This is a genomic window from Micromonospora sp. NPDC053740, from assembly GCF_040677775.1.
Taxonomy (GTDB): Bacteria; Actinomycetota; Actinomycetes; order Mycobacteriales; family Micromonosporaceae; genus Micromonospora; species Micromonospora alfalfae.
In genome coordinates this window covers 141577-154898 of record NZ_JBFASO010000003.1, presented here as the reverse complement: position 1 = coordinate 154898, position 13322 = coordinate 141577, and the positions used below count along the sequence as shown (strand labels likewise).

Below are 13322 nucleotides of genomic sequence, written 5' to 3'. Positions count from 1 at the left end.
GCACCGTAAAGAGCGCACTCCCCGGCAGGGAAGGCTGAGATCGACGCCGGTCGGCGAGTGCGCCGAGCGGTTGCCTGGCTGCGCCAAGTGACTCAGGTCACTGCGGTGATCGGTAGCCCCTGGCGAGGTGTCCGTTCAGACCGGCAGCTCGTGGTAGCGACCCCGGTAGTGCAGCAGCGGGGTGGCCTCCCCGGTCAGGTCGACCGCCTCGATCGTGGCCTCGACCAGCAGGCCCCAGCCGTACTCCCGGGCGGTGTCCAGCCGGCACCCGGCCCAGGCGCCGGCGTCCGCCGGAACCGGCCCGTACGGCGTCTCGTTCCACGCGCCGGTGGCGAAGAGCCCGCCCGGGGCGGGGAAGAGGCCGGCGAACCGGTCGGCGAGCTGCCGGTGTGGCGGGCCGAGCGGCGTGACGGCGAACCGACCCGACTCCTCGACGGCCGCCCAGAGGTCGGACTCCGGGTCGATCAGCCCGAGCAGCCGGTCCGGTTCCCCCTCGGCGACCAGGGTGGACGAGACGGTCAGCCCGGCCGGACCGGGTGCCGTCCAGAGGGTCACCGGTGCGGCGAGGCGACCACGCAGCCGGCGTACCGGCGACCGTTGCCCGGTCGGCACCGCGAACGGATCGGTGTGGTGGATCTCGGCGCCCGGCTCATGATTCACGTGAAACATTGTGCCGCCCCGGACCCTCGCCCAACCAGCGAAGCGCTCGTGCAGGTCAGCGGGGTGGCTAGCACGGCCAGAGCGCGCCGCAACCACGGCGACCCCACAGTGATCGTCGCATCGACAGGTGTGGCCGGCTCACCGTGGCTCTCCGGCCGGCCGGTGCCGTGAGGTCGACCGGTTGTGGCACGGTCCGCTCGCCCGAGGGCAATACGCGAATGACCGTGATGCCCCTGAGTCATCGTGATGTCTGAGGGGCATCACGCTCGGGGTGGCACACCGATCCCGCCGTCTGGTCGTTTGCGTGGTCCGAGGCCCGGTCCGCCGGCCGGGCGGCGGCGGGCATCACCAGCGGCCACCGTTCGCCCGCCAGGTCTGCGCGAGGGTCAGCCAGCCGGCGCGGCCCGGTCGCGGCAGGGCCACCGTCGGCCCGTTCGCCCACGCGGGTGGTCGATTCGGCGGGCCTGCCGACCGCTCCGATCCGGTCCCGCCCGGCACGGCCCGACTCCCACCTTCGCTCCGGCCGCTCACCGTGGCTTCATCGCCGATGCTGGCCAGGCGGCTGGCCGTCGCGTCGGTCAGCGGCGCGGCGTGACAGTGGCCAGCAGTTCCGGCTGACGTCGGTCCAGCACGTCGCCGGCCAGGTACGCGCCCAGCAGCGCCGCGCCCAGCCCGTACGCGGCGCCGACCGGCAGGGCCAGCCAGAGCCACGCGTCACCGAGCAGCGCGGCGGCCACCACCATCGGCACCGCGGCAACCACCGAGGCGAGCATGGCCAGCAGGGTGAGCAGGCCCTTCGCCAGGCCCGCACCGCTGTTCATGGCGAACGGGTTGCTCGTCTCCGGCAGTGAGTACGCCCCGAGCACCGAGATCAGGCTGTTCACCGCCAGCCCGGCACCGTAGGTGGCGACCAGGCCGCCGATGGTGAGCCCGATCCACTCCGGTCGACTGAGCAGGAACGACAGCACCACCGCGACGACGCCCAACATCGGCAGCACGTACAGCGAGAAAGCCGTCATCCTGGCCCGCAACTCGACCCGGCCGGGCACCCCGGCCACCACGTTCGCCGCGTACGCGCTGCCGTCGAAGCCAAACTGGTTGGCCAGGGTGACGGCGGCGAGGACGCCCACGAGGAGCATGGAGATGGTGACCACGACGGGCGAGCTGTCGCTGGCAGCCGCAGTGAACCCGGCGCCGTCCTCGAACGCGAAGTCCCCACCCGTAACGTTGATCAACACCGGCACGAAGATGCCGACCACCGCGATCGTGATCAGGTTGGCGCGGCGGCGCGCGTCCCGCCACCAGTAACGGGCCTCCCGGGCGACCAGGGCACCGAACTGGTCCCGGCCGGCCCAGGTGGCGACCCGGGGAAACAGTTGGGCGACCGCGCCGCCGGTGACCCCGCGCCGCACCGGGGCCTTACCGGCGCTGGCCGCACCCACCATCGCCGACTCGATCGACCGGGACCACCAGGCCAGCAGGGCGCCGAGAGTCACCACCGTGATCAGCAACTTGACCGGTGCCGCCCACACGCGCCCCTGGGCCACGTCGATGCCGACGGTCCACGGCGCGCCCAACGGCGTCCAACCGATCACGGTCGCCACGCCGGCGAGCCGGTCCCAGTCGGCCTCGCGCAGCGCGGCGAGGCCGAAGACCTGCAACGGGCCGAGCAGCGCGGCCGTCACCGCCAGCAGCACGGCCGCCAGGTCGCGGACCCGTCGGGACCGCAACATGCTGGCGAACGCGCTGGTCACCGCCCGGCTGGCGGCGACGCAGAGCAGCAGCCCGGCGAGCACACCCACGACGGCGACCAACCCCGCCGACCAGCCACCCAACGACCAGGAGGTCAGCACCAGCCCGAACGACGCGATGAGCACCGCCAACACCGGCACGCTGATCAGGGCCGCCACGAACAGGCCGGTCACCAACGTGCGCCGGGGCAGCGGCAACAGCGCGAACCGGGCCGGGTCCAGTGTCTCGTCGACACCGAAGAAGACCAGCGGCAGAAACAGCCAACCCAGCACCAGCAACCCGCCACCGGACGCCGCGATCAGCACCGCGTACTCGCCGTTGCCGGCCAGGCCCGGCGCGGCGAAGAGGAAGAACCCGCTGGCGGCGAACCAGAGCCCGAGCAACGCGCCGCCGACGAAAAGGGCGATCCGCCAGCCCTGGCCCCGAAAGTTGTTGCCCATCACCCGCAGCTTGAGCCGCGCGAAGTGTCGAGCGGAGACGGTGCGTACGGGCGCGGCGGGGGTGGCGTCCACGCTCACTGGGAGAGCCACGACAGCTCCTCGCCGGTCGCGGTGCGCCCGCCGACCACCTCGACGAAGACCTGCTCCAACGAGCGACCGCCGCGGACCTCGTCGATGGTCCCGACGCGCTTGATGGTGCCGCCAGCCAGGATCGCCACGTGCGAGCAGAGCCGCTCGACGACCTCCATGACGTGGCTGGAGAAGACCACGGTGCCGCCGCCGGCCGCGTACCGGGTGAGGATGTCCCGGATCAGGGCTGCGGAGACCGGGTCGACCGCCTCGAACGGCTCGTCCAACACCAGCACCCGGGGGCCGTGCAGCAGCGCACAGGCCAGGCCGATCTTCTTCTTCATGCCCGCCGAGTAGTCCACCACCAGCGTCCGACCGGCGTCGCCGAGCGCCAGCACGTCCAGCAGCTCGGCAGCCCGCTGGTCGACCACCGCCGGGTCCATCCCCCGCAGCAACCCGTTGTACGCCAGCAGCTCCGCGCCGGTCAGCCGGTCGAAGAGCCGGACCCCGTCCGGCATCACACCGAGCAGCCGCTTGGCGGCGACCGGGTCCTGCCACACGTCGTGCCCGAGCACCCAGGCCGAGCCGGCGTCCGGTCGCAACAATCCGACCGCCATCGACAGGGTGGTCGTCTTGCCGGCGCCGTTCGGGCCGAGCAGGCCGTAGAAGGAGCCGGCGGGGACGTCCAGGTCGACGCCGGCCACCGCGATCGTGCCGTCGAACCGCTTGGCCAGGCCACGCAGTGCGAGCGCGGGGTGCTCAACAGTCATGCGCCGACGTTATCCGTCGATCGCCAGTTCCGCCGTCCGGCGACGGGCGGACCCGCGATCATCCCCGAGGCGGACGAGCCCTCAGAGCCCCTGGTACGGGTGCTGACGACCGTTGTCCCGCTCCCACTCGGTCACCGCCCGGGTGCGGTCCGGGTCCTCTGCCAGCAACCGCCAGTACTGCGCCACCACCCGTCGGGTCTCCGCGAGCGGGTAGTGGGCCTTGAGCACGTCCCGCCAGAGGTTCTGTAGGTCGACGCCGTTGGCGCTGAGCTCGGCGGCCCAGGCGTTGCCCTCCCAGCTCTCGCTCTCCTTGCGCCCCGCGGCGATGTCCTCCAGATCGGCCAGCAGGTCCAGGCAGAGTTCGTGCACCACCTGGATGTCGTCGGTCAACCACATCCCCAGGCAGGCGAGCCGCCGGTCCGTGGAGTGGTACTCCGCGATCCGCTCCTCCGACCAGCGGAACTCGATGCTCAAGGAGTGCCTCCAGGAAGAGTGGGGAAACCGTGGGCGAGAGTATCGGTCTCCGGATCGTAGAAGCCTCTCAGATGCACACCGTTGAACTTGCCCGACCACCGTCCGGTCTCCGGGTCCTTCACGACATCGGGGGAGTGGAACCCCCTGGTGATCGCGTTGTCGACGTCCTGGGGTGTCCAGTGGTCAGGGAAGAAGGTGCTGCCGCCGCGCTTCTCCCGCCACTCACCGTTGCGCCGGTTCAACATCGCGACCCTGGCGTTGTAGACACCGGTGCGGTTGTCCCGCCTCGTCACCTTGATGACTTTCGCGCCGGGCGGGTCGATGCCGCCCGGGCGGTGGTGCCATCCCGAGGCTCGGCCGTCGCGCTCGCCCAGCAGGGTGTGCCGGAGGCGTTCCGGCGTCATGCCGTCCGTCCGCTGCCCGCGTCGCGCTCGTGCCCGCTGTTTGCGCAGGTGGGACAGGGCGGCCCGGATGAATTTTCCCCGGGCCCGCTTACCCATCGAGGAGCGCTCCGATCACCTCGTCGATCAGCAGACCGACGATCTCGCGGGTGATCATCTGAAAGATTGGGATCTCCGCGAGGGTGGCCCCGAACGTCGCGACAGCTGTCGCCACCGCCTGCGCGATCTGGATGCCCAGGATCACCAACTGCACGATGACCTGGATCTTCAAGGCCAGCACGATGGCTCCGACGATCATGAGCCCGGTGCCGGCCAGGGTGGCCGCGAGAGCCCCGTCCTGCAACACCGGCACCGGGCCCTCCTGCTCGGTCCAGTACCGCTGGAACGCCTCGATGTCGGCACCGGCGTTGCTGGCCCCGACCGGCTCGGCCGCCTGCCCCGCCTCCGCCGTCAGGGTCTGCAACGTGCCGCTGAAGGCGAGCCAGCGCTGCCCCATCTCGACCAGGGTGGTCTCGTCCGCCTGCGGCCAGTCGTAACCGATCATGCTGAGGAAGGTGGTCAGCTCACCCGGCAGTTGCAGCCCCATGTCAGCTCACCCCAGCTGCTGGCCGAGCCCGGCCATGCGCTCCGCGACAGCCCGCTCGTCCTCGTCGATCAGGTGCGCCATCCGGTTGAGGTCGACGCCGACCACGCCGAGCTCCTCGATGACGGACTCGAAGCACTCGGCGGCGTACGCGGTCACCTCCTCGCAGGCCGCACCGATCAGGCTGCCGATGTCGTCGCCGCCCCAGGGCGCGCCGAACCCCTGCAGATCGGCCAGGAACGTCCGTAGCTCGGTGAGGAAGCGGTCGGAGATGTCCTGAAGGTTGGTGCCGGCATCGCGCAGCCCGGCCGGGTCCACAACCCGGCCCATCTCAGGGCCGCCCACCAGAGGCGAGCCGCTCCTGGACGCCGCTGAGGGTGTCCATGATGCCCTGCAACTGCGGCACCGCGCTGCGCTGCACCTCGCGCAGCTGCTCCAGCAACGCCGTCGTGTCCGGTGCGGCAGTGGCGGCGGCAAGTGCCGAGCGTAGGTCGGTCAGGGCGGCATTGGTGGCCTCGCGGATCTCCTCGGCCAGACTCTCCGAGGCCCCGCGCATCATGCGCGGGTCGATCCAGACCGACTCGATCTGTCCACCGGGGAGCGCCACCACCCGGACCATTCCGTCGGCCGCCTCGCCCACGCCCTGCACGACCGGCTGCGCCTCCGCCGCGCCACCTGCGTCGCCGCGGCCGAGTGTCGACAGCAGCTCGGAAATTGACCTGTTCAGATCCGAGGGGTACGTCACGAACGCAGTGTAGTAAGTCCTCGGTGGCCACCTCAGCCCTCGATTGCGCCCCGCCGGTTGGCAGCGGTGATCACTGCATCCGCAGGGCTTCCGGGGTGTGCAGGCGGAGCATTGTGGCGGCGACGTCGGCCGGGGCCCGGCGACGGGTCGCCATCGACACGGCGACCATCACCGTGAAGGCCAGCGGCACCGTCCAGGCGGCCGGCTGCGCGATGAGTGTGGCCGGCCAGCCGGACAGCGGTGGACCGAGCACCGTGACCAGGACCGCGCCGATCGCTGCGCCGCCGCCGGCCACCACACCGGCGGTGGCGCCCACATCCGTCAACCCACGCCACCAGATGCCGAGCACCAGCAGCGGGCAGAAACTCGACGCGGCGACCGCGAAGGCCAGCCCGACGACCTGCGACACGTCCAGCCCGGAGACGTGCAGCGCCAGCACCGCTGGCACACCACCGGCGATGACGGTGGCCAGCCGGAACCCGCGTACCGAGCCCCGGCCGAGCACGTCCGTCGAGATCACCCCGGCGACGCTGGTCAGCAGGCCGGACGAGGTGGAGAGGAACGCCGCGAAGGCGCCCGCGGCGACCAGCGCGGCGAGTAGCCGCCCGGTCAGGCCGTCACCCAGGGCCGCTTCGGGTAGCAGCACCACCACCGCGTCGGTCTGGCCGCTGAGCAGCAGCTGCGGGGTGTAGATCCGGCCGAGGACCCCGTACAGGGTGGGCAGCAGGTAGAACGCGCCGACCAACGCCAGCACGACCAGTGTGGTCCGACGGGCCGCCGCGCCGTCCGGATTGGTGTAGAAGCGCACCAGCACGTGCGGCAGGCCCATGGTGCCCAGGAAGGTGGCCAGGATCAGCGAGTACGTGGCGAACAGGCCCCGGTCGTCGTCACCGGCGGCGCTGGGCAGCAACCAGTCGTTGGCATCGGTGGCCACCCCGGAGACCTCCGGCACCGGATCACCGGCGGCGAAGGTCAACTCGTCGCCGGGGCGTACCTCCCGGATGTCACCGTCGGGCAGGGTGAGGGTCGCGCGGTGCTCGACCACGACTGTGGTCGCGGTCCGGAACGTCGGCCCGTCGGGCGGGGTCACCGCCGGGCGGCCGTCGGCCTGCCACTGCAGGGCCAGGAAGATCACCGGTACGGCGAGTGCGGTCAGCTTGAGCCAGTACTGGAACGCCTGCACGAACGTGATCGCACGCATGCCGCCCAGCGCCACGTTCGCGGTGACCACGGCCGCCACCAGCAGGGCTCCGAGGGGGTACGGGGAGCCGGCCACGGTGGCCAGGGTCAGCCCGGCGCCCTGGAGCTGCGGCACCAGGTACAGCCAACCGATGAAGATCACGAAGGCGGTGGCAAGGATGCGGAGCCGACGCGACCCCAGCCGCACCTCGCAGAAGTCGGGCAGTGTGAACGCACCGGAGCGGCGCAGCGGCGCGGCCACGAAGAGCAGCAGGGCCAGGTAGCCGGCGGCGAACCCGACCGGGTACCAGAGCACGTCCACGCCGTACTTGAGGACCAGCCCCGCGATGCCGAGGAAGCTCGCCGCCGACAGGTACTCCCCGCCGATGGCGGCGGCGTTCCAGGTGGGACTGATCGCCCGCGACGCCACCAGGAAGTCGGACGTGGTCCGGGCCAACCGCAGCCCGTAGAAGCCGATCCCGACGGTGACCAGGGTGACCGCGACGATGGCCGGGACCACGAAGTCGTTGCCCACTCAGCGCTCCGGCCGTTGCACCAGGTCGGTGAAGTCCTGCTCGTTGCGTTCGGCCAGCCGCACGTACGCCCAGCCGACGGCGATCAGGAACGGGAAGGAGACCACTCCGAGCAGCAGCCACGGCAGGTTGACGCCGGCGACTGTCGTCCGGCCGAGCGAGGGCGCGATCGCGAACAGCCAGGGCAGCCCGCCCAGACCGATGGCCACCACCAGGGACAGCCGCAGCGCCAGCGCGAGTTGCGCCCGGACCAGGCCGCGGACCAGCGCCTCGCCGACCTGGGTCTGCTGGGCCAGTTCGGCGCGGGTCCGCTCGGCGCGGGTGTCCTGCCTGGTGATCTCGGCCAGCACGATCCGGGACCGCCGGGGCGGCGGTACCGCACCGCTCGACCCGACGTCGGGGAGTTGCTTGGCCACCCCGGCAGTCTCGCCCGCCGTACGCGATTGTCAAGCGTTCGTGCTCACCAGCGTTCCAGGTCGAGACAGTAGGTCAGGGTGTGGCTCACCGGAATCGTGTCGAGTTCCGCCCGGGCCCGCAGCCGGCCGAGGTTCGTCGCCCAGAGGCCGTCCCGGGGCTGCTCGACGGCGATTCGCGTCAGTGCGCAGGTGCGCATCGGTTCGGGCAGTCGGGCCAGCGCCGGTACGGCGTCGGCCGACAGCCCGGACACGTAGTCGACGTCCAACCGTCCGGTCTTCAGGTACCTGTCGACGTTCCGGTCGGCGATCAGCCGGTCGGGATTGACAAGTGCCAACCCGAGCAGGGCCAGCACCGCAGTGCCGATCACCAACCTGGGCAGCCACTCGGCCCGCAGCCGCACCACGGCGACCCCGACCAGGAGGAAGAGCAGCCCGAGCCACAGCTCCATGGTCGTCACGACGAGCCGCAGCCGGGTGGCGCCGTACGCGTCGGCGTAGACCTGCATCCGGTAGAGCGCCGAAGCGACGATCACCAGACTGAGCGCGGTGAGTGTGCCGAGCAGGACCCGGACCAGCAGCCGGTCCGCCCGGGTGGCCGTCGCCGCCCGGCGGGCGGCGACCGCGATCACCAGCAGGGTGAGCGCGGTGACGGCGAGCAGTTGCCAGAACCCGCCACGGGCGTACTGGGCGTAGGTGAGCCCGGCCGTACGCAGCACGTGCCCCGCGCCGCCGAACAACACAGTCAGTTGGACCAGCACGAACACGGCGAACAGGGCGTCGAGCAGCACCAGCGGGAGGGTCCACTCCAGTCGGTGGGCCGGTCGTGACGGCGTCGGTCGCAGACCCTCCAGGTCCGGTGGGCGGCTGACCAGGTACGCGCCACCAAGCAGGGGGCCGCCGATCAGCAACAGGCGGACCGTCCAGCCGATCACGCCGGGTAGCGAGATGTCCGGCAGCAGGGCGGCGACCAGTTCGGCGAAGACCGCGTCGGCGGAGGAGAAGAGCATCCCGAACAGCGCCAGCAGGACGGCGGAGATCGCAAGGCTGGTGAGGATACGTCCGAAGCCGATCCCGGACCCTGTCGGGCGGGTGTCGCGTATTCCGCGTGCCGCCCAAGGGAGCGCCCGTACCGTCGCGGCCGGCGGCAGCGTCGCCGCGACCAGCATGCCGAGCGGGCTTCGCCCGCCGGTCACCGCGAGTGTCCCGGTCACCGCCGCCGCGAGCAGGCAGAGGACGAAGAGCCAGCCCGCCGCACGGACCGTGCCGACGGCTGTCAACGCGACGGTCGCGGCGGCCCAGATGGCCTGCTCCGCCCGCCCCGGTGCCCCCGTGGCACCGGGACGGGCGGTGACCGCCTGGACTGTCGGCTCGGGTGCAGCGGCCGGCCCCGCCGGAGCCGTTGGTGCCGCCTCGCCGGTCGGTGTGACGGGGTTCGCCGCCGGGGACGACGTCCCGGAACGAACGACGCTGGCGGTGACGAGGGCTGCCGTGGCGGCCAAGGCGGCGACCAGCCAGCCGAGGCCCGGACGAACCATGGTGAGCACCGAGGCGCCGACGACCGCCGCAGCCGTCAGCGCCCCCAGCACCTGCGGACGGGCCGGGCCGGATGGCCCCGGCCAGCGGCGTTGGACCAGCGACGGTGGCCTGGGCAGGGCGGGTGTGACCGGCCACGCCTGAGGCCGGCTGGCGGCCGGTGTGGCCGGGCCGGCGCCGACGGTCGGGGAGGCCTGCGGTCCGGTCGGTCCGCTGGCCGGGAGTGGGGTGCTGCCGGGGCTGGTCATGCGGCCTCTTCTCGGTATGGCCCGTCGCACGGGATGGTGACCTGAATGCGGCAGCCGGGCCGGTCACCCCGGTCTGGTCCGGCGGGGTCGAGGACACCGATCCGCCCGCCGTGCAGTTCGACGACCCACCGGGCGATGGCCAGGCCGAGACCGGTCCCGCCGCCGGCGGCACGGTCGCCGCGGGTGAACCGCTCGAACACCCTTGAACGCTCGGCCGGCGGAATGCCCTGACCCTCGTCGCTCACCTCGAAGCGGAGCTGGTCGCCGTGTTCCTCGGCGCACACCCGTACCGTGCCGCCGGGTGGGCTGTGTCGGGCCGCGTTGTCGAGGAGGTTCGCGAAGACCTGGTGCAGCCGCCACGGGTCCGCGTGGACCGTCAGGGGTGTCGGCAGGTCACGGAGCTGGAAGCGCACGTCCAGCCCGGCGCCGGACGCGCTGGCCGTGGCGTGCTCCACCGCCTCGTCGAGGAAGTCCCCCACGTCCATGCGTACGCGGCGCAGCGGCACCACCCCGGCGTCGAGTCGGGACAGGTCGAGCAGGTCGGCGACGAGGTGCCCGAGCCGTTCGGTCTGGGCCAACGCCGAACGCAGCGCCGCTGGTTCGGGGTCGGCGACCCCGTCCACCATGTTCTCCAGCACGCCCTGCAACGCGGTGATCGGCGTACGCAGCTCGTGCGAGACGTTGGCGATCAGCTCGCGTCGACGCTGGTCGGCGGCGTGCAGATCCTCGGCCATCTTGTTGAACGCCTGGGCCAGCTCGCCGACCTCGTCGCGGGAGGTGGCGCGTACCCGACGTGTGTAGTCGCCGCGGGCCATCGCGCCGGCGGCCGCCGTCATGTCCCGTAACGGCGAGGTCATGCCGTGGGCGAGCACCTGCGAGGTGAGCAGGGCGACGGCGATGGCGGTGGCCGAGGTGATCGGCGGCGGCCAGCCGATGCCGTACGAGAAGTAGGCGAGCCCGGCCGCCCCGGAGGCGACAAGCAGCACACCCAGCTTCAGCTTGATCGAGCGCACCGGGTCCAACGGTCGGGGCAGCAACTCCAGCACCCGGTCCAGCCAGGTGAGCACTGTCGCCGTCATGACGGCAGCTCCAGTGCGTAGCCGACCCCGTGCACCGTGCGGATGAGGTCGGCGCCCAGCTTGCGGCGCAGAGCCTTGATGTGGCTGTCCACGGTGCGGGTGCCGCTCCCGTCGCACCACCCCCAGACGTCGGCGAGCAGCCGTTCCCGGGGGAGCACGGTGCGGGGCCGCCCCGCGAGGTGGACCAGCAGGTCGAACTCGGTCGGGGTGAGGTGCACGTCCGCCCCGGCCCGGCGGACCCGTCGCTCCGCCTCGTTGATCTCGATGTCGCCGAGGCGGAGGGCGGGCGGCGCGGGAGTGGCGGCGGCCCGCTCCATCCGACGCAGCAGGACGTGCACCCGGGCGGTGAGTTCCCGCATCGAGAACGGCTTGGTGAGGTAGTCGTCCGCGCCGACTGCCAGCCCCACGAGCAGGTCGGTCTCGTCGTCCCGGGCGGTGAGCATCAGCACCGGCACCGGCCGGTCGGCCTGGATCCGGCGGCACACCTCCAGGCCGTCGAAGCCCGGCAGCATCACGTCGAGGACGACGAGATCCGGCTGTCCGGTGTGGAACTGGGCGACCGCGCTGGGCCCGTCCGCCGCGATCTCCACAGTGAAACCCTCGGCCCGTAGCCGGGCGGCGATGGACTCGGCGATGGTCCGTTCGTCCTCGACCACCAGTATCCGGCGTGCGCTCATGGGTCCTGACTGTAGGGAGCGGCCGTGGAGATCAGTGGTTTGCGTTGTGAATAACCTGTGGAGAACCGGTCGCGGCTGTGGATAACTCGGGCAGCATGCCGGCTGGCGTGTGCGAACTCCGGCGCCTCGTTGTGGACAACCGACCTTCTGACCCGCCGGGTTTGATCCAATCGAGGTGCGGAAGTCGGGCCATCCGGCCGGTGGGATGGCCCGACTTTCGGGAACCCGTGTCGATCATCGACGGCTGACTGTCACTCCAGGCCGATGCGCTCCGGTCGGGCCGAGGCGGAGCCGAGCCAGGTGTGCGGGTTGCCGTACCAGCACCAGCCCAGCTTGGGTGCACCCTGGCTGATCCACAGCGCCGGCACCCGCTTGTCGCCGCACCGGGAGCCGACCAGTGAGAAGCACCTGTTGCTCGCCAGCGCGGCCGGGTGCAGCGTGATGAAGGCGAGCCCCTCGTCGATGCTCAGCGGCAACCGGCCCTGAGCGGTGATCCCCTCCATGGCCGTGGCCGGTGCCACGTTGCGGAATTCCTCGCCCCGGTCGACGTCGAAGAGCAGGTACGCCGGACCGGCCGGTACCTCCAGCTCCTTGATCGGATCGAAGCGGGGCAGGTCGTCCTCGGCGTAGTTCCGGTCGACGACGCCGGGCTTGCGCTTGCCGGCCAGGGTGGTGAGCTCCACCCGTTCCGGCACACCGATCAGGTCTCGGGTGGTGACCAGCAGGAACGGCACCCGGGCGTCGGTGGGGGCGGGCAGCCCGGCGGTGCCCTCGACCGCTCTGGCCCGCAGTGGCGCGACCAGGTCGCGGAAGGTGCTCTCGGTCAGCCCGGCGAGGGCGGGGTAACCGAGCTGCACCAGTCGGTCGAGTTGGCTGTCGAACTCGGATTTGGCGTCGAACGGGGTCGTCTCGGTCACGGCAGGCCTCCCGGAAGTCGTACGGACTAGCGTACAACGTACGGTAGGGCTGCTTTCATTCCCGGCTCAGCGACTCCAATCCTGCTTCGCGGCCCTGACCAGCTTGTCCTTCAGCTCCCGGGTGTGCCGCCGGCTCACCGGCAGCTCGGTCGAATCGATCACCACCACGTAGCCGGAGTTGACCAGCCGCAACTCCGCGATCAACTTCAACTGCACCAGGTACGACCGGTGCACCCGGACGAAACCGGCATCGGCCCACCGCTCCGCCAGCGTGGCCAGCGAGACCCGCACCAGGTGCGACCCGTCCGCCGTGTGCAGCCGGGCGTAGTCGCCCTGCGCCTCCACCCAGCGCACCGCCGAGCGCGGCAGCATCCGGGTGGTGCCGGCCAACTCGATGGGAATGGTCGGGTCCTCCTCCGCGCGGGCCAGCGCCGCCGGGTGCGACGGCACCACCCGCGAACCGATCACCCGACGCAGCGACTCGGCCAGCCGGTCGGCCCGAACGGGTTTGCGCACGTAGTCGGTGGCACCCAGATCGAAGGCGTCCACAGCGCCGTCGTCGTAAGCGGTGACGAACACGATCGCCGGTGGTCGAGCGAAGCGGCGCAACACCCGGGCCAGCTCCATGCCGTCCAGGCCGGGCATCCGAATGTCCAGGAAGACCACGTCCACGTCGCCGTCGCGAAGCAGCCGCAGCGCCTCGGTGGCATCCCCGGCAGTGTGCAGCCGGGCCACCCGGGGGTCGGCCCGCAGGTGGTACGCCAGCTCGTCGAGCGCTGGCGGCTCGTCGTCCACAGCGAGGACGCGCAGGAAACCGGACGCGTTCACCGCACCCGTCCCGGCCCG

Annotated in this window: 15 protein-coding genes; all 15 read right to left on the bottom strand. The window is 71.7% G+C overall.

Features of this window, described 5'->3' with window-relative positions; genetic code table 11:
- Positions 1–135: 135 nt before the first annotated feature.
- On the bottom strand, positions 136–756 hold the full coding sequence (locus AB0K35_RS09535; RefSeq protein WP_363884684.1) for a flavin reductase family protein: 621 nt from the start codon (positions 754–756) through the stop codon (positions 136–138).
- A gap of 482 nt (positions 757–1238) precedes the next feature.
- The gene (locus tag AB0K35_RS09530) at positions 1239–2930 is read right to left on the bottom strand and encodes an ABC transporter permease (protein ID WP_363885257.1); all 1692 of its coding nucleotides are present in this window, start codon (positions 2928–2930) and stop codon (positions 1239–1241) included.
- Positions 2927–3691 carry an ABC transporter ATP-binding protein gene (locus AB0K35_RS09525; protein ID WP_238669999.1) on the bottom strand — a complete coding sequence of 255 codons (765 nt, stop codon included), beginning with the start codon at positions 3689–3691 and terminating at the stop codon, positions 2927–2929. Before AB0K35_RS09525 ends, AB0K35_RS09530 begins: the two co-directional genes overlap by 4 nt.
- A gap of 81 nt (positions 3692–3772) precedes the next feature.
- Positions 3773–4165 (bottom strand): hypothetical protein, encoded by a 393-nt coding sequence (locus tag AB0K35_RS09520; protein ID WP_357360698.1) that lies wholly within the window; start codon positions 4163–4165, stop codon positions 3773–3775.
- Positions 4162–4665: an EndoU domain-containing protein gene (locus AB0K35_RS09515; RefSeq protein WP_238669997.1), complete on the bottom strand. Its 504-nt coding sequence runs from the start codon at positions 4663–4665 to the stop codon at positions 4162–4164. The genes AB0K35_RS09520 and AB0K35_RS09515 overlap by 4 nt, the downstream gene beginning before the upstream one ends.
- Entirely contained in the window at positions 4658–5152 is a 495-nt protein-coding gene (locus tag AB0K35_RS09510) for a hypothetical protein (protein WP_363884681.1), read from the bottom strand. The genes AB0K35_RS09515 and AB0K35_RS09510 overlap by 8 nt, the downstream gene beginning before the upstream one ends.
- A gap of 6 nt (positions 5153–5158) precedes the next feature.
- A complete protein-coding gene (locus AB0K35_RS09505; protein WP_238669995.1) occupies positions 5159–5479 on the bottom strand; it encodes a hypothetical protein in 321 nt (106 codons plus the stop codon).
- 1 nt (position 5480) lies between these two features.
- The gene (locus tag AB0K35_RS09500) at positions 5481–5894 is read right to left on the bottom strand and encodes a YbaB/EbfC family nucleoid-associated protein (protein ID WP_238669994.1); all 414 of its coding nucleotides are present in this window, start codon (positions 5892–5894) and stop codon (positions 5481–5483) included.
- Between the two features lie 70 nt (positions 5895–5964).
- Positions 5965–7608, bottom strand: coding sequence for a cation acetate symporter (locus AB0K35_RS09495; RefSeq protein ID WP_238669993.1), 1644 nt, complete (start codon positions 7606–7608; stop codon positions 5965–5967).
- Positions 7609–8022 carry a hypothetical protein gene (locus tag AB0K35_RS09490; protein ID WP_238669992.1) on the bottom strand — a complete coding sequence of 138 codons (414 nt, stop codon included), beginning with the start codon at positions 8020–8022 and terminating at the stop codon, positions 7609–7611.
- Between the two features lie 44 nt (positions 8023–8066).
- Positions 8067–9803: a DUF4153 domain-containing protein gene (locus tag AB0K35_RS09485; RefSeq protein ID WP_363884678.1), complete on the bottom strand. Its 1737-nt coding sequence runs from the start codon at positions 9801–9803 to the stop codon at positions 8067–8069.
- Positions 9800–10882 carry a HAMP domain-containing sensor histidine kinase gene (locus AB0K35_RS09480; RefSeq protein ID WP_363884676.1) on the bottom strand — a complete coding sequence of 361 codons (1083 nt, stop codon included), beginning with the start codon at positions 10880–10882 and terminating at the stop codon, positions 9800–9802. The genes AB0K35_RS09485 and AB0K35_RS09480 overlap by 4 nt, the downstream gene beginning before the upstream one ends.
- Entirely contained in the window at positions 10879–11559 is a 681-nt protein-coding gene (locus tag AB0K35_RS09475) for a response regulator transcription factor (protein WP_238669989.1), read from the bottom strand. The genes AB0K35_RS09480 and AB0K35_RS09475 overlap by 4 nt, the downstream gene beginning before the upstream one ends.
- 251 nt (positions 11560–11810) lie before the next feature.
- Positions 11811–12476 (bottom strand): DUF5701 family protein, encoded by a 666-nt coding sequence (locus AB0K35_RS09470; protein WP_363884673.1) that lies wholly within the window; start codon positions 12474–12476, stop codon positions 11811–11813.
- A 66-nt stretch (positions 12477–12542) separates the two neighbouring features.
- On the bottom strand, positions 12543–13304 hold the full coding sequence (locus AB0K35_RS09465; RefSeq protein WP_238670054.1) for a LytTR family DNA-binding domain-containing protein: 762 nt from the start codon (positions 13302–13304) through the stop codon (positions 12543–12545).
- Positions 13305–13322: the final 18 nt, after the last annotated feature.

Excerpts from the sequence above, each read along its gene's own strand:
- AB0K35_RS09525 (WP_238669999.1), bottom strand. The coding sequence starts at position 3,691 with ATGACTGTTGAGCACCCCGCGCTCGCACTGCGTGGCCTGGCCAAGCGG.
- AB0K35_RS09515 (WP_238669997.1), bottom strand. The coding sequence starts at position 4,665 with ATGGGTAAGCGGGCCCGGGGAAAATTCATCCGGGCCGCCCTGTCCCAC.
- AB0K35_RS09510 (WP_363884681.1), bottom strand. The coding sequence starts at position 5,152 with ATGGGGCTGCAACTGCCGGGTGAGCTGACCACCTTCCTCAGCATGATC.
- AB0K35_RS09505 (WP_238669995.1), bottom strand. The coding sequence starts at position 5,479 with ATGGGCCGGGTTGTGGACCCGGCCGGGCTGCGCGATGCCGGCACCAAC.
- AB0K35_RS09485 (WP_363884678.1), bottom strand. The coding sequence starts at position 9,803 with ATGACCAGCCCCGGCAGCACCCCACTCCCGGCCAGCGGACCGACCGGA.
- AB0K35_RS09480 (WP_363884676.1), bottom strand. The coding sequence starts at position 10,882 with ATGACGGCGACAGTGCTCACCTGGCTGGACCGGGTGCTGGAGTTGCTG.
- AB0K35_RS09475 (WP_238669989.1), bottom strand. The coding sequence starts at position 11,559 with ATGAGCGCACGCCGGATACTGGTGGTCGAGGACGAACGGACCATCGCC.